The organism is Candidatus Poribacteria bacterium (assembly GCA_026706025.1).
Classification (GTDB): Bacteria; Poribacteria; WGA-4E; order WGA-4E; family WGA-3G; genus WGA-3G.
Genome location: JAPOZO010000095.1, coordinates 62,453 through 83,103, shown reverse-complemented (window position 1 = coordinate 83,103; position 20,651 = coordinate 62,453). Strand labels below are relative to the sequence as shown.

The following is a 20,651-nucleotide window of genomic DNA, read 5'->3' as shown; positions in this document are numbered from 1 at the left end:
TACTACAATTTAAGAAAAATTGACATTTTTTTTACAAAGTTATCAAAATAATGAAACCTCGAACCTGAATTCGAGGCTGTAATATTTCTAAATAAATATTTTTAAACAAGATGTTCACGTTTTTAAATTCGCAATAGCCCTATTAAAATATTCAATAAATAGGACAACTGTGACACCTAAAATTAAGCCAGTGATTCCCGCGATAACAAGGATAAACCGAAGTTGCGGACTAACAGGAATTTTTCTCGGTGTAGCGCGATCAACGATTTCAATGCCGCCTATTTGGTTCCGAGAGGTTGGCATCTTAGATTCAGCGTATAATATTTCAGCCTCAAGGGAGCGTTTGGCAATTTCTTCAGCCATCGCGTTGGTTTTCTGAATCTTGGCACCCTTTTGTGTAAGAATAATCTGATTCTCGGGGATATGTTCTATTAATTTCGCCAATTCAGTTTCGAGTGTATCCTGTTTCCGCTTGAGGCGTTCCGCAGCATTTTCATACCGCGAGAGATATGGAACAAACGTTATCAGCTGATTCTGTATGTAAGTGTAATGGGCAGAAGCACCGGAGGTAACCGTCGTAGTTAGCGGCGAGGTCTCCTCATTTTTCTTTTGAATTTCAGCGATTTGCGCATCAAGGCCTTCCAAATCTGATGAAGTTGTGCCGACTTTTTTGGCATCAGCAACGCGTTGCGATTCAAGATTGAAGAGTTTCTCTTGCTGGAAGAGCCAGATGGGGTTATGAGAGGTGGTTTCTGATAGTGGTGTCTGCTTAGGCAGGTTTTGTAGTTGTTCTTTTAGGTATGTAATGTGGGCATTTGTTGCGTAGAGTTGTTGTTGATTTATCTCAAGATTTTCTCGAACACGCGCAAGGTGCTCAAGCAAATTGGTAAGCGTCGGTACCCATGTTTCTGCACTTCCATTGTCGCGAACAAATTGGAGGATATCCTCTAAATCTTTATCTATTTCCGCTTCGATTTCCCGTTGTTTATTTTCGAGGAACTCCATAAGTTTTCTGAGTTTTGTTTCTTCATTTCCACGCCTCAACATTTGCATATCTTTTGCAAGCTGATTGACGAGGAGTGCTGCATTCCGTTCACCGCCTTCTGCCTCGGTTAATTCAACCGAAATATTGATATAATCAGAATCTGGATCTACTTGTGCTCTCACCACTCGTTTGAGTTTTCCTACCGGAGGTAAAAGCACAGCTGCATCCGAGTGTCCGTTCACCTCAAGGTTTTCGATTGCTGTATTTAGCATGGACTCTGTAGAGAATCGGGTGCTGATTGTTTCCATCTCTCGTCGGTCAGCACCGCCGGAGAGCACATTTTGAAACAAATTTGCTGAAGGAAGGGAATATGTCGCGCTGGGTTGGACGAGTAATATTAAGGTGGAAGCAGCGTAAGTTTTGGGCAAACGAAGCGAGATAATTAGGGCAGTTCCTAACACTAATAGAATGGTTAGGCAGAGCGTAAAGGCATGCTTTTGAATGAGCTGAAAATAATCGCGTAGGTGTTCCTCCTGTTGCGGCATGAATATACAGTATTTCTACCCGCCCTTTGGGTTAGAAATTGCCCTCCTTTTCTGAACCTATAGGTTATTGGCAATGCGAATTTCTTCCTCGTTAAAGGCTTCGTCATGCCATTCGGCTATACGCCATTCATCATTTCTTTTTTCAAAGATAAAGAGATTATCACCTTCGGCGTATGCGCCGGTGTATCCACCCTCAAGTGTCTGACCGTCCGACACAAAGAATTGGATTCTGTAATGATTCCGTACCTCAGCCTCTGTGCCATCGTCATTCATCTGAATTTCCGGCGGAGAAGAGAGCTCTATCTCAATATCTTGAAACCGTGCAAAGACACGAGTCGCGGAGGCGCGTTCCTCTCGGATGTCATCAAACTCAACATCGTCTGTTTTATCGCCATCTGTTCCCATATCAGAGACATAAAGAAAGCCATCTTCCCAGAAGGTCCCGATGTAGGTGTTAACATCTTCTGTTTCGTAACCTTCTCGCCATCGGTCTAAAACATTACTAATTTGAAGGAGTTCTTCAGCCGGAATTTGTCCGACCTTATCAGCGTCTCCACACCCCATAAGATTTGCGAGTAGGAGCAAGATGAGTACGCCGCTGACTTTGGCGAAATTCCTGAACATAGTAAGCGTTCTCCTTTTTTAATTTTTTTTTTAAAAGGTTTTAACAATACCGAAATAAAAATGTGAAGGGGTCGCGCCGATTTCGATCCCTAATTTTTCAATATTTTGTGCATCCTGTTCAATAGATTGAATCAGGGTAGTCGCGTTGTAAAAGTTAGCACTCACGTAAGAGTCGATAAGGCTATACAGCCAAATACCGATGCCGGTATACATAAAAAATGTCCTGAGTTTATACCTCTGGTTTGCATATTCATAGCTTTCTACTATCGTTTTTTCGTTAGAGAAACCATCCCAAACCAGTGTCTCATAGGCATTGTACCGATTCCTAAAGGAATTTTGTGCTAACAAGGCCCCGATGATGGAGCCGCCTACTCCTAAAACAGTCAGGCTCCCTCGGAAGTAACTACGACTGTGAAATTGTCCCCATCCAGGGACAACAGCGGAACGCACTATTGCTCCGATTGGCGAAATAAGTCTTACCTGTTCCGCCGTTTCAGTTTTAGTTGTTTGCTGTTCGGTATTTATGCCGTTTTCAGCCTCCTGCGCAAAACTGGCATGGAGGCTGAACAACAAGAGTGAAATAATTAACAAAAACCGCATGTAGTCTATGTAGGCTTCACACATCCAAACGGCTATGCGAAGCCAATATTGCTCCTATTAACGTCGCCGTTTCGTCCGTTGCGTTGTCCGGCTTCGATCGTCATCGTCATCGTCGCTGCTACTGCTTGAACTGCTACGCGATGAACTCGAACTTGTTGTCGGACGCGTTCGAGTCTTTGTAGAAGACGAGGAACGACTGACGCTTGATCGTGAACGCGACGAACTTGAACTCGAGCTTGAACGGCTCACGCTTGATCTCTCACGCGATGAACTTGTCGTTGATCGGCTTACACTTGATCGCGAGCGAGATGAGCTCGAATTTGAAGTAGTCGTTCTATACTGCGGGCGCGAGTTACTGCTTGTGCTCGACGAGAACGACCGGGTCGATGAGGGAGTAGAACGTCTGTAAAGCGGTGTAGTCCGTTGTGTCTCAGACCTTCTGTAGCGATTCGCGTTCTGCGTTGTAGCAGTAGAGTGACGCCGTTGCTTACTGAGTGTACTCCCTGTATTCCCTGCAGCATAAGTGCTTTTTCGGACGTTATTTTCACGGATTGCCGAGGTGGAAGCACGGGCACGCAGTTTCTGCGTAATAATTGATTGGCGCGCAACCCGTTCCGTTGTCGCCGGGGTCTGTTTCCGGTGGTTTTCAAGTGTAGTGCGGACACTCCTCCGGACTGCTGTCCGACTGTCTCGTTGACTGTTCGCGGATAATCGGCTACGGCTGTATTGCCGACGCGTCGTTTCGTGTTGTGCGCTCCACCGATTTAACTGCGTCCGTCGCTGATAAACCTTCGGTGTACCACGGTAGTAACTATGGTAGGAACCGTAATACGGCGAATAGTAGCGATAGTAAGCACTTGGATAGTAGCCGCGGTAGCGTCCGAGATACCCACCGTAATACGAGCGGATTGAGAGATAGTGGTGGTCGTAAATCGGATAGCTCCATCGGAGATAATAGTCGTAATCCGTCGCGTAATAGACGGGCCCGTCGTAAAAGTAGAGGTAAGTGTAACGATGCCACGGACGCCAACGGTAGGTTGGTGTGTAGCGTTGAATGACTCTAACTTTTGGCTGTCTGCGATACGTGGAGACTTCAAGATATTCTACATCAATCTGCTCGCCGCCTTCGGCGACAATATGAAGCTCCATCCATCCATCTTTGACATGACCCACTGCAGGAATCTTAATGTGTTCGGATCGGTTTTTCGCTCGAAGGACAAAAGTGTCACCGTAACGTGTTTCTTTAGCGTTTTCGTCATAATAACCGCTGCGTGTTGCCTCGCGCTTAGTGTTACGAATCCATGCGCGACCTGCGATCGGTTCGTCGTAGTCTTCAATTTCTAAGCGATGCGGTTCCCCTCGGTATCGCACCAAGACTTCAATATATTGTGTCCCTGCTGGAATTTCGAAGAGATATACCGCGCTGGCGATTGCAAATTCGTAGTTGTCTGTGTTCTGAGCGTCGTTTGCCCAAGCGGTGAGTCGAACGCCATCCTCAAAGCGTGGGCTGGCGGTGATCGTCGCATTCCCGCGCTCTATCCATTCGTCAACATCGCTTGCAACGCGATGCTCACGACTCAACCGATCTCCGTAATAATCGTAATCAGCATTCACCGGGGTCGACAATCCAGCGATTACAAAACAGCTGATGAGGCATACTACGCTTAAAATCGAAATCCGGATCTTCATGGAACTTTCCTCCTAATGTTCGTGTCCTTCATTTGGCGTTGTCAATAGTTTTTTCATAACCTATTGCGCGCGGTGCCGTGTGAGTGTCAAACTCCTTTATCATCTTAAGTACAAAACTATCACGGAAATGATACAATTTTCTACAAAAATTGTCAAGGATAATCAAAGTTAGTTGATTTTTCCGTGATCCGACGTCCTGATCGCGGTTCCCCGTTTGAGATAGACAGACTTTACTATTAATGCCGACGAAAATTAATGGCTCTGGTGCTTCTTAGCTTTTGGGTATTAGTTTAATACCTCTCTTTTTTGCATGCTCACGGGCAAGTGGTGTAATAATCGCCTGTTTTGCATGAACCAGCTGTTGCACGTTCGTGTCCATGTTTAAAATGGTTGTTGCGCTAATTAGAGGTCTGTCCAAACTGGTAGGTGAGTTGTCTGTTCTGTTCTTAATCGACTCGGCAATCTGCATCATAGGTACCCATTGAACGCCAAGTTCGGATAAAACGTTTACATATTCAACCTCAATAGCATTAATTTTTGCGGATGACCCATTTTGATTAAGGGCATCGGGGCTTGCTATGACTGTTTTTCCTTTAGAAAGTGCTTCAAATACAAGATAGGTGCAGGGGGTATCCACTAACCTTAACGCGAGTTTTGCAGCCATCGGATGTGAGAAAACAGGAAGCACGATCTGCTGATACGTATCCACAAAAGTTGCTATATTGGTGAGTGTATCCTCCCGTAGGACGTTCTCTTTGCCAAATATAGCATGAATCGGTTCCGGATTTATGACTTTAGTTGCGAGATCAGACAAAATTATTGTAATTTTCCATCCGTCTTGCGTGCAGGCATGAAGCTGCTGGAGCGGTTCATCCAATTCGAGTTGAGTCGCTCCCAAAATAGCGAGTAGTCGTTTCTCGTCTGCAATTTGCGTGGTGGTAGATGCTTGCTCCTCCAGTACCCTCTCCACGATTTTCCGAATTTGGTCAATCAGTTCTTGGTTCATGTTGCTTCAAGTATACGGAGGACCTAACGCACGATTTCAACAGGTTCGCCACCCTTCAAACCTGCGGCATTGGAATCATCGGTGTCTAAGTGCATCTGAAGCACATAGCCTTCGGAAATTTTGGGTCGGACATTTTCAAACGTCAAAGCTCGCTCACCCGGGAAGTGGACCTTTAGAAGATCTTCTTCGCTAATATTGAGCGCGTCAGCATCACTGGGGGTCATGTGGATGTGCCGTGTAGCACAGATAGCCCCTTCCTCTAAATAGACGCTCCCTGCGGGTCCAATGAGAGTAATAGGTTCTGCCCCAACAAGGTCGCCTGAGTCTCGGATAGGTGGGCTTAAACCGAGACGGATCGCTTCTGTTTGTGCGATTTCTACTTGGGAATAATCCCGCACAGGTCCAAGAATACGAACGGCTTCAATAGCCCGCATCCGCTTTCCGACGATGGTCAGTGTCTCGTTCGCAGCGAATGCTTCAGGTTGATATAGAGGCGCATAGACGGTGAGTTGGTGTCCGGCACCGTAGAGGATCTCAAGATGTTCTTGCGTTACATGGGCATGTCGTGCTGAAACACCAACGGGGATTTGCTGCTGCTGTGTGACGGCATCACATGCGCGATTTCCGGCATCACAACTTCTCAAAGCACAACCACTACACGCTTGGTCCGTCGTCAGCTTGTTCACGACACGGCGGGTAATCAACTCAACAAGGGCACGGTCTGGCATTTATAGTTCGCCTTTTCTGTTAGGATGTTGCAAACGTTCTCAAGCGACGTGTTGTCAATCCATTTACGCATAGTTTACGCTTTCTTTAAGATGGTCTCGACTTCAGCATGTGGACGTGGAATTACGTGAACAGAAACAACTTCGCCGACGCGTGCAGCTGCTTCAGCCCCGGCATCCGTTGCGGCTTTCACTGCCCCGACATCACCACGCACCATGACGGTCACATAACCACCACCGACTTGCTCGTAACCGATAAGTTGGACGTTCGCTGCTTTCACCATCGTATCGGCAGCTTCAATACTCCCAACTAAGCCTCTCGTTTCAACTAAACCCAATGCATCTCCGGTCATATTAACCCTGTTAGCCTCCTGTTAAAAAATCCGAAATGAACATAAGTTTTAACTTGCGAATTGTTGTGCAATAAGAGCGATTCTGCTCACAAACACCGAGAAAAGCCAAGCGAAATGCTAAACATTTCTCCTTTAAAGTATATCACAATTTTGGGGTTTTTTCAAGAAAAAACTCAAAGCGCGTTCATATAATTTATTAGCATTTGTGTGATTAGAGCTTGTATTATCTGTTTGTCGAGTGCCTCGATCAAAAGTCTGTTACCCTGTCTGGTATCTCGGCTTGCTAATGTGTGATCCCCGAACCGCGTGTGGACCTGTGCACGACTGATATATGCACTCGCGAAACGCGGTTCGAGAACGATAGCCTGATCCAGGTCTACCAGGGCAAGTTTTAAATGGTTTTTATTACCTTGAATAGAGAGTTGAAGGTAAACGTTCCCGCGCCCATAATATGCTATCGCTGAGGGATTCCGTTTAATCAGATCATCGTAGTCAGCAAGTGCTTTTTGAACGTCTCCGTGTTTGAAATAGGTTTCTGCTCGTTTCTGTATAACATGGGGGCTCCGCCGCCTCTTAAGTGAGGCAGAGTAATCTTCAATCGCGCGCTGCATATCGCCCAACGATTGATATGCGGCACCGCGGCTTGCGTAGGCGTCGGCTTGATACCTTTTGAGTTTTAACGTTTGGGTGTAATCTGCGATAGCGGTTTCGTACGCTGCAGAACGATAATAGGCAAGTCCGCGTTTCACATAAGCTTCGGCATACTTCGGTTCAATTTCAATCGCGCGCGTAAACGCTTTGATCGCTTGTGGAAGTTTCCATGATCTGAGTGCTGTTGTTCCTTTTTGAACGTATGCCTGTGCTTGTTGATTCTCGCCTTTAATGGCATCCCACGTTACAAAGCGAGAGGCGAGGAGGATCGTGAGAATCAATACAGGGGTCATGATGTAAATGAGTGGTCGCATGATGTGGGTCTGTTAGTCCGATTTTGGTTTTTTTGTCTTGTTATACAGATGATGAATGTTTACCCCTAACTTCAGGGCGTGGACAGAGGTGTATGTTTCTGATAGGTCAATTTCGATATAAGTTGGAATTCCGGGCGAGCCGCTATAGCCCGTCGAAAAGATGAGTTGATTCTCACCGAATGTTGCTATACCATCTCTGACGTTTTGTGAGGGAAAATAGTGAATGGGGGTATGTCCAACGACCAGAAGATTCGCATGGATGGCTTCAAGAAAATTTTTTATATGTGTTAGGGTGTAGCCCCCAGGGTATGCTATAACAGGACGGGGCCAGAGAAGCTCCTCAAGCGTTTTAGGACTCGGATTAACGAGGTCAGTAAGGTTTCTGATGAAACGGGCGGGCCCGGCGTGAATGCCGACAAAACCGTTTTTTGCGATAACAGCTGTTGGCAGATTCAAAAGGAATTCATAGTGAACGTCTGTCATTCTCTCAATGAAATTGAACTGCTTGTAATAGGCACCAAGTGGACTTTCGTATAATAAACGAATAAATTCCGCCTGATTTTGTGCTGTCATCCCCTGTTTCTTCAGCATTGCATAAGCATCTGCGGCGGCAAATTCGTGGTTTCCTCGGAGATAGATAAGTCTTTTGCCCTTATCGCCAAGTTGTTTTTCGAGTTCCATAACTCGGTCAAGAATTAAAGTATCACCATAAGGCGGGTGTCTGGGTTCATCTGGCTTATAGTCAATTGCGTCACCGAGTATCAATCCATAGACATCTTCGCCCGCTTGAATTCGCTCGACAAGTTTTGTGAGTCGCAACCATTGATTAAAGTCGTCCCAATGGGCATGCAGGTCGGAAACGATATAGACGGTGCCGTGGTCGGGTAGAACGACGATATGCCCGTCGCGCGTGAGTTGATCCGGGTACTGTGTGAGTTGTTTTGATTGTGCTGTCGCCGCGACGGCGAAAGAGATAAAACAGAGCGTGAGATAAATGAGAGAGGTATTCATTAAAATTAAGTCCTGAAGAATGTGTCCATAGTATCTTCCTGTTGTGAGAGTTTATTGAGGTGCCGCTGTCTACGATTCCGGCGGACCAGATAACCGAGGAGTGCCAATCCGCCGAGTCCGCCCCACAAAAAGTAGGAATTGGAGAAGAGGGATGCCCATTTGTAACGTTCCGCTAATGATTCACGCCAAAGGACATCAAAGGTCGCAAGATCCCATCCAACTACGGCTTCAAAAGCAGTATTGAAATTGTTCCCCGCATGGAGTTCCGAAATAAGCGAGAACAGCACATCGCTACCTTTGACTTCAACCAACCAACGGAGGGCATCTTGGCTCTCGGCATACGCCAGATCCGCACCAATTTGCGAACTCGGAAAACCTCGCGTTAACGCTTGAAGCGGTAGGATGGATTTAGAGAAAATATGCTTTAGCAATGTTTCGTGACGACTCGGCACCCATTCATCCGCAAAGTAGATCGCTATGCCTTCTATAAACCACAGCGGAATTTCTTTAACGGCTTTGCGTGTACACTGTCCAAAGAGGACATGCGCGATCTCGTGCCGAAGCACTTGGACTAACTGCAGTTTCGCCAGCGCGATGTGTTTCGGATTTTGGATAATGATACGTCGACTCAAAGGGAAAGCACATCCGACTGCCCAATCCTGAATCGGGGCGTGAACAAAATCCTGAAATTCCTTTTGTGTATCGCAGACCCAGATATCAATCATTCCTGCCGGCATACGGTCTGTTAATTGTGGCATTTCGGCGTAAAAATCCTCAGCTATCTGAAGGATTGACGTTGGATCTACTGTACCCTCTTGGTAGTAGACTCGAAAGTGTGGACTCTCCACTGACTCCCACGAAGCGGATGCTGAAAGTATCGGCAGTATCAGTAAGAGGAAAACAAGGCTTTTCATAATCTTCTATGCAAACTGTAGGGCTTACGCAAAATTGGAACACATCCTGAAACCTCGCCAGCAAGTGTAGTGGATTACGTTAAGTCCTATACTTATTCGCTCTCGCGAGCCTTAAAGCGAATTGCTTGACTTATCAGATGGCTTAGTTCATCCACCCGTTCATTGGGAATTTGAGGAGCAATACCTTCAATGCTTTGCTGTACCGCTTCTAAGCTCCCTTCTTGTGCCCAGAAACTCTCACGCAGGATTTCTGCGAATTCTGCTACAGTCGCGGCGAGTTGAAATTCAGGCGATGCTGCTTCAAATGTGGCGTTCAGTTCTGTTGTGAAAATCTCCGCATTAATTTCCGACACACGATGGGTATCTGGGTCTTCATGACGTATAAAGACCTTCGCCAATTGTCCGGTGGCACCTTCATGAAGTTTAATCTCATAGAGGACTGTGACACTGTGCCCTGAACCGATTTTGCCACCATCAGCGTCGTCATCACGGAAATCTTCGTGCTCAAGACGACGGTTTTCATAGCCGATTCATCAGAAATCCCTTTTTTATCAGTAAAGGTATGCGACAACATCGCTGCCATAATTTTAGTAAATTATCGCCGCTGACACCAATAACTCTTGCTGTGGCGTTGATCAGCACGAAAACTTGTGTTTATCTGAATCGTGAGTCGTATTCTATCTAAGGATCTACGACACTGCCCATAAATAGTACAGTTTTTGTCTCATTATCACGAATCGCGAAGAAGAATGGTCGGTTTGTCATGAACGCGGGTGGCGCGCTCGTTGCACGAATTCCAACACTGGTGACTGCTGCGGCTTCGGTGCCTTCTTCATTGACTTCGACGACAGCTTTATGGCGTACTTCTCCGATATACAAGTTTTGACCCAAAACTTCTAAATCTGCCATCCGACTGAAATCAGCAAGCCCAGATGCAAATGCTATCCCCATACCGAGGGATTGCAGCGGATTGTTAAGCGTTTTTTCATATTCTAACTTAAATTTGGGCATGCTAAGAAATACTTCCTGTTCGTGAAGCTGCGATATCCAATTCTCCCAATTCTCAGTGTTTAGACTATTTAAAAAGGTGTTGAGGTCAGATTCACGATAGGGAAGGAAGATGTACATGCTCATTCGTCCATCGCCGTAAGGAAGGCTAATCGCTTGGAATTTTTCCTCATGGTTTTCGTAGTACGGGTAATCACCGGTTCTTGTCATCATCGGTATCTGCTTTTCGGCACCAGTTGCAAGATGGAAGATTCCGTCGCGCGTGTGAGAGGGGTCGAATTCTGTCTGCCATGTTCCTTTGAAATAGATGGCATTAATCAGAAATAACACCATATCCGGATTGATTTCATCAAGGATTTTTGTAATTTTGCCGTTGGTATTGGTGTTTACCCACTGGTTAATTGTTGGTAGCGTGTTTGGGGCCGTGAAATCGAGTGTTGAGACCTCCGCTCCGAAAAATTGGGTGTTTCGCTGCAGGAAATCCTGCTTGAACGGAACATCTTGGCGTGCCCAGAGTGAGTTTGCAATCGTGAGTGTCACTTTTGGATCTGATGTTTGAAGGGCATGGCGCAATCCGGCATAACCGGTGTTTATTGATGCGAAGTCTAACCCTTTTAGTTGCAGTGTATTCGTCATCGCCTGTTGGGTTTCACCGGATGCTCCATTTAAAGTCATTGCTAGAGCAATAGAGATACTGAGCGGAGAAATAAAAATATTTTTATCTTCCTCGGTTTTGCGGATGTCATTGAACAGATCAAAACCGAATTGCGTATTTGCCGTGGCCACGTTTGTATCAATAGAGATAGTTTCAGGTTCGACTTGTACCTGATCACGAAAGATAGCACCCAGATCATTACATCCGGCAAATATTAACGAAACCAGATAGGTCAAGCATAGAAAAGATTTTCCACTTGTCTGTTTCTTGTTCATTTATTTATTTTCTCCGTTTTACCTTTCGTAAAGGTGCGCGACAGCATCGCCATAACCGTTATAGATTAAGGTGGGGAGTCTTTTGCCAGTGCCAATCATCCGCTCGCTGGCTTGGGACCAACGTGGATGTGGGACGTTAGGGTTGACGTTTGCTTCAAAGCCGTACTCCCTTGGTGCAAGCGTGTTCCAGAAGGTGCGCGGCTGTTGATCCGTCAATTCGATACTAACGATGGATTTGATACTTTTGAACCCGTACTTCCAAGGCACGATGAGCCGGATGGGTGCGCCATGCTGTGGCGGTAAAATATGTCCATAGATGCCGACGGTGAGTAGCGTCAAGTCATTCATCGCCTCGGCAAGTGTTAGCCCTTCAAAATAGGGCCACGGCAGATAAGGATCTCGTTGTTGTGGTGCCATGTCAGCATCCAAAAATGTAAGCATTCGCACATATTGCGCTTCAGCTTTAGGCTGTACTTTTTCAAGTAACGCTTTCATCGGGAAACCGATCCACGGTACTACCATTGCCCACGCTTCGACACAACGGAACCGATAAATCCGTTCTTCAAGTGGCATCTGTTTTATCAGTTCGTCTACATCTATCGTCATCGGCTTTTCGACGAGCCCAGATATTTCGATTTCCCAAGGGCGCGTCTTGAATTTTTCCACTTTTTTCCAAACAGTGCTCTTTGAAGTGGTGAATTCATAGTAATTGTTGTAGGTAGCAGCGATAACTTCGTCAGTCATCTGTCTTTCCACAGTGAAATTTGCGTTGTTTTCTGCGGCAAGTGTTTGCGCGCGAAAAGGTTCTAATTGTTTTTCAACCCCTCTGCCTTGGGCACAAGCATTTGAAGTGGAAAATAACAGTGTACCTGCGCTTGCCAATCCCAAATCTTTGATGAATTTCCGGCGATTGATGTAGTCTGACTCAGATGTTACCTGATTTTCGGGGATTTCCCATCCTTTTGGAACCTTAATGTACGCCATGATATTGCCTCCGTTGTTGTTATCGTGGAAAATGGAGCGCGACACTTCAGAATGTTAGTTTTAGCGTGCGGTTTGTCAATAGTATATATCATTCCTTATTAAAAGACAACCTAAGTTCTAAATTTACCGGCACGCCCAACGAACCTGTACCAATGTTTGTGGTGCCTAAATTCTCTATATATTTGTTGTAATATATTTCGTTTTTCATTAAAAATAGAAGTTTAGATCAGTAAATTATCAATCGGCGGCATCAGCCGTTGGGTCGCCTCTGTCGTTGCTATGAGTGCTTCTGGGAGCAGCCCTTTCGCTTTCAACCGTTTAATTTGGTGTATAATTCTGATAAAATTGTTTTTTCTTGCAACTTTTTGAGATTTTGGTGTATAATACTTTAAAGTTTGATTCAATTTCCACTTTCTGACGAAACGACGGAGTTTATTGAACAATGTTGCGAAAACATCGGCAGGTTCTTATCTTACTCGTGGGGTTATTGTACATCTATTCGGTGTGCCCACTCCTCTGTGCGACTTTTGAACAAAAGTTCTGCCATGATGTGTCTCAGGAAATGCTGAGTGGAGATACTGGCACCCGCGGAACTTGCTGCCAAAACACTAAAACAGACACAGCGGGTGAAGCCGGAAATCCATTGGAAAGTGGTAAGCTGTGCTGTGCAACTGATTTGGAACTTGTGCTTCCAGACATCAGAGACAACATCCCCGAATTCCGTGAATTGATCGGACAGTCTCTGATCTCGATTCTTCCGATCTCGGCGACTTTACCTGTTGCCCTCGAAGAGTCTTTTAAGACTTCTTCCGTCCCTTTAGTTTCTACACTTTTCCCCGGTCACCCTCTAACCCGTAGAGGACCTCCTTTTGTCTCGTGCTACTCGTGCTAAGTGAGTTCCACAAAGAACTTTTCAAGTACTTCCCTATCTTTTACTACTAAACTTTTATATATTGTTTTCCTGAGTTTTCTTTTCTCATAGAAGTTTGCACTGGAGAACTGCCAATAATTCTGTAGCGTAGGGTCTTTTTTCTGGCTCGCTATGCTACAATACTTTAGGATAAATTACAGATCATGAAAATGCGTTTGTTTTTACACGTGATATTGCTCAATTGGGTGTTTGTTTCTTTTGGGTTTGCCCAAGAAAGTTGTCCCGCTTGAAGCAACCCCGTCTTACCGCCCAGCGGTATGATGAGTGAAGTCAGTTTGGCTTCAAAAGAGATAGATCAATTTCAAGTGAATGTTAATATGTTAATGTCCCCTGATGCAAAAGGGGGTCATCTTGAATCAAGAGGACTTTCACCAACAGGAGAAGTGGTGGATGCTCCTTTACATCGGCACCACGTAGCGTTGAGTACTTACCGAATTGATGTTGGGTTACATTACTCACTTAGCGACCAGTGGGTGTTGCATGCGAATGTTCCGTATGCAGTCAAAAACCAGGAAGCAAGTGTTGAGTGGATTAAGCCGGTCAGTGCTGAAGAGAGGGATGCGATTTTACGGAGTAGGGATATCCATCATCGAAATGAAACCTATACCGGACTCGCGGATTCAGATTTGTTCTTAGGCTATGAAATTCGCGGACTTTTTAAAACGGGTGACGTATTGTTTGCCCGGTTAGGCACGACGATCCCAACCGGCAGAACTGAGGATAACCCCTGGAAACTTGGAGATAGAGGCATTGAACACCTCCATATCCAGTTCGGGACGGGTACCTTTAACCCGCTTGCCAATTTGCGTTACAGTTTACCTCTCTACCGGGGTTTGATGATCACTGCTTCTGCACGTGGAGTGTTGCCTTTCTACGAAAATAGCAAGACTTATCAAGGTCCAGTGGAGTTGAGCTATACGGCTGGCTTTACGTATCGTCTCTTTGATTGGTTCTCATTTAACGGAAACTATCTCGGATTTTATCAATCCGCTGCCTCATGGGCTGGGGAACGCGATATTAATACTGGGCTACGTTATACCATGGCAGCATTGGGTCTGTCCATGGTAACGCTGAACGATATTTCCGTATCTGCTAACGTCATGTTCCCGTTGACGCAAAAGACACTTTATAATGAAGGCGATGCAATTGAATTCGGCACTTTAGTTTCCCTGAACACATCTTATGCGTTTTAATTTCATGGAGGAATAACAATGCAATCCCGGAATTTCCCTTTTTTTTCGATTTTTCGTATTATAGCGAAATTTGAATTGCTATATTGCATAGGGGTGATAGCTGTTGGTGTGCTGTTTCTTGTTGAAGTAAGTTTCGCTAAAGAGCATGTCGGACATAATGCCCATAAGATGCACAACACTTCATCTCTCAGTGTTATGCTTCACACCGAACCGCAAACTATTCAGGCAGGAACACCAACGACACTCACGTTTCATCTTACCGATGCAAAAGGTGAACCGGTTACCGATCTCATGGTGCATCATGCTCGCGTCCTGCATGTACTCGTGGTCAGTGAGAATTTACAGATCATCGGGCATATTCATCCCGAGGATTTTGAATCCCGTGACATTATGATGGAATTGGAAGGCATGTATACCGTCCACTTTACATTTCCAGCGGCAGGAAAATACATCCTCGCTGTTGATGTAATGACCGCGGATGCCGAATTCGCGAAATATCTATATGTGGATGTCGCGGGTGAGGAAAAATTGACGGATACGGTGCAGGATTTCCGCCGTGAAAAAGTTGTTTTCGGTTATACTGATGAAGGCGGTGATAGGTATACAAAGGCGGTTTCTTTAACCGATGGAGAAGGTGCTTCTACATATCAGGCGAAAATGGAGGCACCAGATCGGATTAAAGCAGGTGAAATGGTTCACATTACCTATCACTTTTCGCAGGACGGAAAACCGCTTACAGATCTCGTTCCATTCTTGGATGCACCGATGCACTTCGCTATTGTCAGCACACGCCTGGATGGTGTTGTACATACGCACGGGACAGTTCTCGGAACTGAAGATGCCAGCAAGATAATGAAAGAGGATCCACACGCCGGACATAAAATGGAAAAAACATCCGCAACTGGGCATCAGCATCAGGGCATCACGCCGGAGAAATTTGGTCCCACTGTGATGCTCATGACAACATTTCCCGAAGCTGGCGTTTATCAGATCTTTGGACAACTTAAACATGGCGACCAAATCCTATGGCCCAGTTTCATGGTCGAAGTTACGGAATAGAGTGAACTTGCTGTTGCGACACGCGTGGCGTAACAGCGTCATAATAAGGAGATTACAGATGTTTATCCAAATCTACCGCCGGCCTCGGGCGGGTGTTCTATTGGTCCTCATTTTTTTCATGGTAAGCACACCACTACTTGGTATCGCGCATGAAACGGAATGGCCCGGTCAGAAATTAGCAGCTATTTTTCCAAAGGCGAAAAAATTCGTTCAGCGGAGTGCCGTACTCACCCCTGAAAAGATCACCACAATTGAGAAAGAACTTGGAACGAAACTTCGAGCAGAAGACCTGAAACCCATTTTTTATATCCCGCTTAATGATAAAAAGAAGCCAATGGGCTTGGTTTTGTTCTCTGACATCAAGGGGCCGCGTGGTGTTATTGAAGGGGCTGTCGGACTGGATATGAAAGGGAAAGTCGTAAAAGTCGCAATCTATGAACACAAGGAAACAGATGCAATTGCAGGTGGAAAGTTCCTCAAGCAATTCATCGGTATGGGCATAGATGATACCTTCAAGGTTGGAGAAGGTATTGAAACTATTGACGGACACGAGACCGCTTCAAATGCCGTTGCCTTGATTCCGAAAAAGACATTGGTCATGAGTTATGCACTCTTCCTCAAACGGAAACCGAAACCCGATACCGAAAAAACGCCTGAGCCGGTTCCTTCAAAAGAAGAGATACCTGAAGAAGAAGAGATGCCTGAAGTCGAGGACTTGAAAGCCCTCATGATGTTGATGATAGATGACTATTTTGTGATCGTTGACTACTTTGACGACAAGGTGGGCAAAACGGAAGCCACCGCAGCGGCGAAACGACTCGCTAAATATGCAAAGAGCATCTCAAATTTTGAACCGCCGAAGAATGCCGATCAGACAGAGGAATATGTCTATCTGCAGGATAAATTTAGTGAAACTCTTCTTAAATTTGCGGAGACACTTGAGGCGGCAGGAGTTTCAGAAGAGACACGCAAGCAGTGGGACGCTATTGTTGAATTGGTCAATCAGGCGCACCTCCGATTCAGCGAGGAAGAGATTGACTTGGACACATATTAATCTTAATCGTAGACATTCGCTTACTGCCTATTTTACGAGGAATCAATCATGCGTAAAACTTTGCTGTTTTGCTTAACAGCACTTTTCTGCGGGCTGATTGCAGAGCACTCCGCGTTTGCGCTGCCCGCATTCTACAAGATGTTCCGCGCTGAATACAGGTGGGCAGGTGGTTGCAACGTTTGCCATTCGTCAAAAAAGGGTGGCGATTCGCCGAATCCTTACGGCAGAGCGTTCTTACACAATGGTATGAATCCATCGACCTTTCTGAGAATCGCAGAGGAGGATTCTGATAAAGATGGATTTAGTAATCTTGTTGAGATTATTGCCCGCTCTTATCCGGGTGACGCGGCGAGTACGCCTGAAAACGTTGAACCTATAAAAAATGCCTCTGAAACAGATGATGCCCGTGTGGAGGATGATGAAAGTATCTTTAGTTTCAGTGATGCAGATGAAACACAAAAGGCGGATACTTCTGGTTTTCTTAGCGATGCTTTCGGAAATCTTGTCTTTGGTGGTGCATTGGATATCCGCCGTATCACTCGCGGACAGGATTTAGTGCCTGATGGTAGCAACTGGAGTACTGGGACAACACTCATCCATGTCGCTGAATTCGTCGTAACAACAAATGTAGGCGATCATGTGAGTGTTTTGGGAGAACAACTCCTAACGACGTCGCCACTCGGCACGCAAGTGGCGGATGATCACGGGTTCATTTACGCGATTCTCACAGGGCTGCCGATATTACCGAAGGGCGCGTCGCTCAAGATCGGACGATTCCGGCACGCTTTCGGCATTGATACTAAGTCGGATGCTGCCGCGAACCCTTTGTACAACTTGGTCAGAAAGAATATTGGTTTCATCTCTGACCGTGGGTTGCAGGTGAATGGGTATATCGGACCGGTTGCCTATGTAGCATCGCTTGCAGATGGACCGGATTCACTGCGTACCGTCACGGACGGAACTGTGGAGTCTGGTATCCGAATCGGTCCGCACGGGAGCGGTGGCGGTATTTTGAAACCAATCCGAAATAACAGTCCACCTGTATTTCTGCATGTTAACGGCACGCCTTCACTCTTAGGCAAAAGGATATGGTTTGGTGGATCTTACTTTGATGGCAACAGTTATCCTTTCAATCCCAACAACGGGGATGTCAATCCATCTACACTGTTTTACAAACGGCGATTCGGGCTCGCGACAAAGTTCAAAATTTGGCGACTTGATCTTGCTGCTGAGTGGGTGCGCGGGACGGACACCTACCTCTTGAAATACGCGCAAACGCCAATAAAAGGGGATCGGACAGCAACAGTGGAGGGGTACTATCTGCATGCGGAAATTCCCTTGACAGAAACTATAGATGTTCGGTTAAAATATGATGTATGGAATCCGAACACGGGGAAGTATAGCACGTTTAATTTTATTAGATCACGTGATGCAGAACTGTGGACAACATTCGGTGGTGCATTGACGTGGCATTTTACTGAAGGCGCGCTGGCACGGTTGGTTTATCAGGTGAATAACATTGAAAAGTCAACACGAAATGCGACAATTGTTCCGCAGCTTTTGGTTGAATTTTGATTGGAGATGGTATGACTTTTGTTAGGCAAGTTTTGGTTTGCAAGCTGCCCCCAAAAACCTGGATATGTTGCTTGTGCGTTGTGGGTGTGTTGGTAGGTACGCTGCAGGCAACGGCACAGGTTCGTCCGCCTCGACGAAAACATAGAATACTGGTAGACCGGAGTGCCAAGAAACCGGATACTGTCAAGGCGGATATAGGTGAAAGCCTTAAAGACATTGTGAAACGCGCGACGCAACACACCCAGCCCTCGAAAGTAGATGTCGTGTTCTTCGTTGACGGTAACAAACGGATGTTAGCATCGCTTGCTGTTCTTGAAAAGAAACTTATTGATATGCTTGCCGTTATTGAGGCGAAAACGATGGACTATAGGTTCGCCCTCATAAGTTTTCAATCGGTACAAGGGGAACCGCTTTACACATTTCATCCCTGGACCTTTGATTACCTCGGTATTGAAAACGCCTTACAAGATATACGGGCGAAATTCGACAATAAAATTCAGCCTGGATATGGACTCGATGCAATCGTGAAAGGTTTGAATGAGTTGGATTTCCGAGAAGGGGTTACAACACAATTTGTAGTACTTAGTAATTCGCGGATGCGCACCTTATGGACAGAAGCAGATGCTAAGCGGAGAATTAGTGAACAGATTGTCAATCGATGTCGGCAAAACAGTGTACAGCTTAGTTTTATCGGTCTGAGCGAAAAGGTACAAGCGGAACTTACCGATCGGACAGGTGGCAAATGGTACCCGATTGATTCATATCAACGGCGGATGGATGGACAACGGATCCAGAGTGGTGAAACAGTCGCCGATAAAGCGCTGCTTCGAGTGGACGGGGTGTTTAAACGCATTGCTGAAAGTTTAGTGCAGAGTGAACCCGGTAAAGTGGACATTGTGTTCGTTTTCGATTACAGTCTAAGCATGGAACCTAAAACGGAGGCGGCGTGCAATGGCTTGGATCTGATGGTCTCTGTGTTTAAGTCGGCGGGGTTAGATTATCGGTTTGGGATTATTCGGTTTTGGGCAGCAGTCGGTGGTGGTGAAAGCACTATCGTCGTAACCAAGCCGCCGTTGGAGTCCGAACAGGTGAAGGTGATGTTTCGGCTCCCAAAATCTGGTGATGAGCATCTGTTGGATGCCATTATTGAAGGCGTACCGAAACTTCGGACTGAACAGGAGCGTGACCTTGTGCTTATCATTGTCACGGACGAAGCAACGAGTAAGCGTGCCGAAAAAGGGTATACAGCGGGGAAAGCAGTTTCAGTGTGCCGTGGGGCGCGAGCAAGAGTTTACGTCATCGGCGGTGTCACCTCAATGAGAACGGGTTCCATTGGAGATGATTTCCAGCGGCAAGTCGCCCAACTTACTAAAGGTGAGCACTACATTATGCCGGGTGCCAGTGCACCCGTGACCACGACAGGTGGCCCTGACCAGCGACGATAAGGATGCCGCCTTCACTTCTTGGTTATTTTGCCGATTGTTCTACAGCAAGTTCATCTGCTGTTTTGGCATGTATCGCGATGAGCACGAAACAGGTGGACTGCAAATTCGCGGTCGGTTTCGTCAGTTCAATCGGGGTATTGCTGATAAAGCTGCCATCTTCTTGCCGTGTTTTTGCCAAATAGTTGATCGCAACACGGCGCGTGTTGAGCGGATCGTTTCCAGCCGCAAGTGCCATAATCGCAATCGCAGTGATTTCTGGATCGCTGGGGCTATTTCTATATCTTCCGAACCCGCCATCCCTGTTCTGGAGCTGCTTTAACCATGCGATTAGTAGGTCAATATCGTAAACAGGTTCTAAACCTTGTATCACCCAAGATGTCAAAAAAATGTCGGATTGCCTGCCGCGTTGCAATGCCCAACCTCCATCATGATTAATGGCTCCCTCCAACCAAACCGCGCCTTTAGAGACGGGTTCAAAGCTCTGTTCAAAACCAAGTCTCCTGAATCCTGCTAAAACAGCGGCGGTGTAGAGAACATTGTCTGGGCTTCGCTCCTTTTTACCCCAACCACCGCTCCGATTTTGGACTTTTTTCAACCACTGTAGTCCTATGTAACGGGCTTCGGGATCGGTTTCTGCTGTCGTTAGAGCGATGAGTGCAAAGATAGTGTGTGCGGTGTTATTGTTCCAACTTCCATTATCCATCTGTGTATTTCGCAGATACGCAACACCTGTCCGAATGACTTCTGAACCGGTGCCCCACCCGGCATCAATCAGTGCCCAAACCGCGAACGCGGTACTTTCCACATTGCTATCTCCGCCAGGGACCAGGGGCCAACCCCAATCTCGGTTTTGGTGCTGCACAATATAGGTTTTCGCGCCCTCTATGGTTTTGAAGAGCGGAGGCCCCTCTGGTATTTTATTTGAAGTGGCGACTTCGGTATCCGCAGCAGCACTTCCGCTAATCCCGATAACGAAGTTCAACAGGATATAACAACAGGTTACCACGAAAACGCTTTTGTGGTTTTTCATTTAACGTACCTCCATTTGTGTTATT

General features: G+C 46.1%; 21 protein-coding genes. 6 read left to right on the top strand and 15 right to left on the bottom strand.

What is annotated here, in order from left to right; all coding sequences use genetic code 11:
* Positions 1 to 114: 114 nt before the first annotated feature.
* From OXH00_24715 to OXH00_24650, 14 genes are all read right to left on the bottom strand, one after another.
* Positions 115 to 1,530, bottom strand: a complete 1,416-nt coding sequence (locus tag OXH00_24715; protein ID MCY3744228.1) for a hypothetical protein — start codon at positions 1,528 to 1,530, stop codon at positions 115 to 117.
* A 57-nt stretch (positions 1,531 to 1,587) separates the two neighbouring features.
* Positions 1,588 to 2,154 (bottom strand): hypothetical protein, encoded by a 567-nt coding sequence (locus tag OXH00_24710; GenBank protein MCY3744227.1) that lies wholly within the window; start codon positions 2,152 to 2,154, stop codon positions 1,588 to 1,590.
* A gap of 30 nt (positions 2,155 to 2,184) precedes the next feature.
* Complete coding sequence (locus tag OXH00_24705) at positions 2,185 to 2,754, bottom strand: DUF5683 domain-containing protein (GenBank protein MCY3744226.1); 570 nt, start codon at positions 2,752 to 2,754, stop codon at positions 2,185 to 2,187.
* A 57-nt stretch (positions 2,755 to 2,811) separates the two neighbouring features.
* Positions 2,812 to 4,443: a hypothetical protein gene (locus tag OXH00_24700; protein ID MCY3744225.1), complete on the bottom strand. Its 1,632-nt coding sequence runs from the start codon at positions 4,441 to 4,443 to the stop codon at positions 2,812 to 2,814.
* Positions 4,444 to 4,714: 271 nt separating this feature from the next.
* A complete protein-coding gene (locus OXH00_24695) occupies positions 4,715 to 5,449 on the bottom strand; it encodes a hypothetical protein (protein ID MCY3744224.1) in 735 nt (244 codons plus the stop codon).
* Between the two features lie 23 nt (positions 5,450 to 5,472).
* Complete coding sequence (pduL, locus tag OXH00_24690) at positions 5,473 to 6,177, bottom strand: phosphate propanoyltransferase (GenBank protein ID MCY3744223.1); 705 nt, start codon at positions 6,175 to 6,177, stop codon at positions 5,473 to 5,475.
* A gap of 74 nt (positions 6,178 to 6,251) precedes the next feature.
* The gene (locus OXH00_24685) at positions 6,252 to 6,527 is read right to left on the bottom strand and encodes a BMC domain-containing protein (protein MCY3744222.1); all 276 of its coding nucleotides are present in this window, start codon (positions 6,525 to 6,527) and stop codon (positions 6,252 to 6,254) included.
* Between the two features lie 173 nt (positions 6,528 to 6,700).
* Positions 6,701 to 7,492 (bottom strand): tetratricopeptide repeat protein, encoded by a 792-nt coding sequence (locus tag OXH00_24680; GenBank protein MCY3744221.1) that lies wholly within the window; start codon positions 7,490 to 7,492, stop codon positions 6,701 to 6,703.
* Positions 7,493 to 7,504: 12 nt separating this feature from the next.
* Positions 7,505 to 8,503: a metallophosphoesterase gene (locus OXH00_24675; protein MCY3744220.1), complete on the bottom strand. Its 999-nt coding sequence runs from the start codon at positions 8,501 to 8,503 to the stop codon at positions 7,505 to 7,507.
* Positions 8,504 to 8,508: 5 nt separating this feature from the next.
* Complete coding sequence (locus OXH00_24670) at positions 8,509 to 9,417, bottom strand: peptidase MA family metallohydrolase (protein MCY3744219.1); 909 nt, start codon at positions 9,415 to 9,417, stop codon at positions 8,509 to 8,511.
* Between the two features lie 92 nt (positions 9,418 to 9,509).
* Complete coding sequence (locus OXH00_24665) at positions 9,510 to 9,947, bottom strand: DUF3520 domain-containing protein (protein ID MCY3744218.1); 438 nt, start codon at positions 9,945 to 9,947, stop codon at positions 9,510 to 9,512.
* A gap of 151 nt (positions 9,948 to 10,098) precedes the next feature.
* Complete coding sequence (locus OXH00_24660) at positions 10,099 to 11,355, bottom strand: serpin family protein (protein ID MCY3744217.1); 1,257 nt, start codon at positions 11,353 to 11,355, stop codon at positions 10,099 to 10,101.
* Between the two features lie 18 nt (positions 11,356 to 11,373).
* Entirely contained in the window at positions 11,374 to 12,339 is a 966-nt protein-coding gene (msrP, locus tag OXH00_24655; protein ID MCY3744216.1) for a protein-methionine-sulfoxide reductase catalytic subunit MsrP, read from the bottom strand.
* 221 nt (positions 12,340 to 12,560) lie between these two features.
* A complete protein-coding gene (locus OXH00_24650; protein ID MCY3744215.1) occupies positions 12,561 to 12,743 on the bottom strand; it encodes a hypothetical protein in 183 nt (60 codons plus the stop codon).
* Between the two features lie 38 nt (positions 12,744 to 12,781).
* Here OXH00_24650 and OXH00_24645 point away from each other — a divergent pair, with 38 nt between their 5' ends.
* The 6 genes from OXH00_24645 (at position 12,782) to OXH00_24620 (ending at position 19,596) form a co-directional block, all read left to right on the top strand.
* Positions 12,782 to 13,231: a hypothetical protein gene (locus OXH00_24645; protein ID MCY3744214.1), complete on the top strand. Its 450-nt coding sequence runs from the start codon at positions 12,782 to 12,784 to the stop codon at positions 13,229 to 13,231.
* A 314-nt stretch (positions 13,232 to 13,545) separates the two neighbouring features.
* Entirely contained in the window at positions 13,546 to 14,463 is a 918-nt protein-coding gene (locus OXH00_24640; GenBank protein ID MCY3744213.1) for a hypothetical protein, read from the top strand.
* An 18-nt stretch (positions 14,464 to 14,481) separates the two neighbouring features.
* The gene (locus OXH00_24635; GenBank protein MCY3744212.1) at positions 14,482 to 15,522 is read left to right on the top strand and encodes a hypothetical protein; all 1,041 of its coding nucleotides are present in this window, start codon (positions 14,482 to 14,484) and stop codon (positions 15,520 to 15,522) included.
* Between the two features lie 58 nt (positions 15,523 to 15,580).
* Positions 15,581 to 16,576 carry a hypothetical protein gene (locus OXH00_24630; GenBank protein ID MCY3744211.1) on the top strand — a complete coding sequence of 332 codons (996 nt, stop codon included), beginning with the start codon at positions 15,581 to 15,583 and terminating at the stop codon, positions 16,574 to 16,576.
* A gap of 48 nt (positions 16,577 to 16,624) precedes the next feature.
* A complete protein-coding gene (locus OXH00_24625) occupies positions 16,625 to 18,151 on the top strand; it encodes a hypothetical protein (protein MCY3744210.1) in 1,527 nt (508 codons plus the stop codon).
* Between the two features lie 11 nt (positions 18,152 to 18,162).
* Positions 18,163 to 19,596 carry a VWA domain-containing protein gene (locus tag OXH00_24620; GenBank protein ID MCY3744209.1) on the top strand — a complete coding sequence of 478 codons (1,434 nt, stop codon included), beginning with the start codon at positions 18,163 to 18,165 and terminating at the stop codon, positions 19,594 to 19,596.
* 22 nt (positions 19,597 to 19,618) lie between these two features.
* Here OXH00_24620 and OXH00_24615 read toward each other — a convergent pair whose 3' ends face one another.
* Entirely contained in the window at positions 19,619 to 20,626 is a 1,008-nt protein-coding gene (locus OXH00_24615) for a terpene cyclase/mutase family protein (protein ID MCY3744208.1), read from the bottom strand.
* Positions 20,627 to 20,651 lie beyond the last annotated feature (25 nt).

Bases quoted from the DNA above. Each gene is read 5' to 3' on its own strand.
- msrP (MCY3744216.1), bottom strand. From the start codon at position 12,339: ATGGCGTACATTAAGGTTCCAAAAGGATGGGAAATCCCCGAAAATCAG.
- OXH00_24660 (MCY3744217.1), bottom strand. From the start codon at position 11,355: ATGAACAAGAAACAGACAAGTGGAAAATCTTTTCTATGCTTGACCTAT.
- OXH00_24685 (MCY3744222.1), bottom strand. From the start codon at position 6,527: ATGACCGGAGATGCATTGGGTTTAGTTGAAACGAGAGGCTTAGTTGGG.
- OXH00_24715 (MCY3744228.1), bottom strand. From the start codon at position 1,530: ATGCCGCAACAGGAGGAACACCTACGCGATTATTTTCAGCTCATTCAA.
- OXH00_24670 (MCY3744219.1), bottom strand. From the start codon at position 9,417: ATGAAAAGCCTTGTTTTCCTCTTACTGATACTGCCGATACTTTCAGCA.
- OXH00_24625 (MCY3744210.1), top strand. From the start codon at position 16,625: ATGCGTAAAACTTTGCTGTTTTGCTTAACAGCACTTTTCTGCGGGCTG.
- OXH00_24630 (MCY3744211.1), top strand. From the start codon at position 15,581: ATGTTTATCCAAATCTACCGCCGGCCTCGGGCGGGTGTTCTATTGGTC.
- OXH00_24620 (MCY3744209.1), top strand. From the start codon at position 18,163: ATGACTTTTGTTAGGCAAGTTTTGGTTTGCAAGCTGCCCCCAAAAACC.
- OXH00_24695 (MCY3744224.1), bottom strand. From the start codon at position 5,449: ATGAACCAAGAACTGATTGACCAAATTCGGAAAATCGTGGAGAGGGTA.
- OXH00_24635 (MCY3744212.1), top strand. From the start codon at position 14,482: ATGCAATCCCGGAATTTCCCTTTTTTTTCGATTTTTCGTATTATAGCG.
- OXH00_24645 (MCY3744214.1), top strand. From the start codon at position 12,782: ATGTTGCGAAAACATCGGCAGGTTCTTATCTTACTCGTGGGGTTATTG.
- OXH00_24705 (MCY3744226.1), bottom strand. From the start codon at position 2,754: ATGCGGTTTTTGTTAATTATTTCACTCTTGTTGTTCAGCCTCCATGCC.
- OXH00_24700 (MCY3744225.1), bottom strand. From the start codon at position 4,443: ATGAAGATCCGGATTTCGATTTTAAGCGTAGTATGCCTCATCAGCTGT.
- OXH00_24710 (MCY3744227.1), bottom strand. From the start codon at position 2,154: ATGTTCAGGAATTTCGCCAAAGTCAGCGGCGTACTCATCTTGCTCCTA.
- pduL (MCY3744223.1), bottom strand. From the start codon at position 6,177: ATGCCAGACCGTGCCCTTGTTGAGTTGATTACCCGCCGTGTCGTGAAC.
- OXH00_24680 (MCY3744221.1), bottom strand. From the start codon at position 7,492: ATGCGACCACTCATTTACATCATGACCCCTGTATTGATTCTCACGATC.
- OXH00_24675 (MCY3744220.1), bottom strand. From the start codon at position 8,503: ATGAATACCTCTCTCATTTATCTCACGCTCTGTTTTATCTCTTTCGCC.
- OXH00_24615 (MCY3744208.1), bottom strand. From the start codon at position 20,626: ATGAAAAACCACAAAAGCGTTTTCGTGGTAACCTGTTGTTATATCCTG.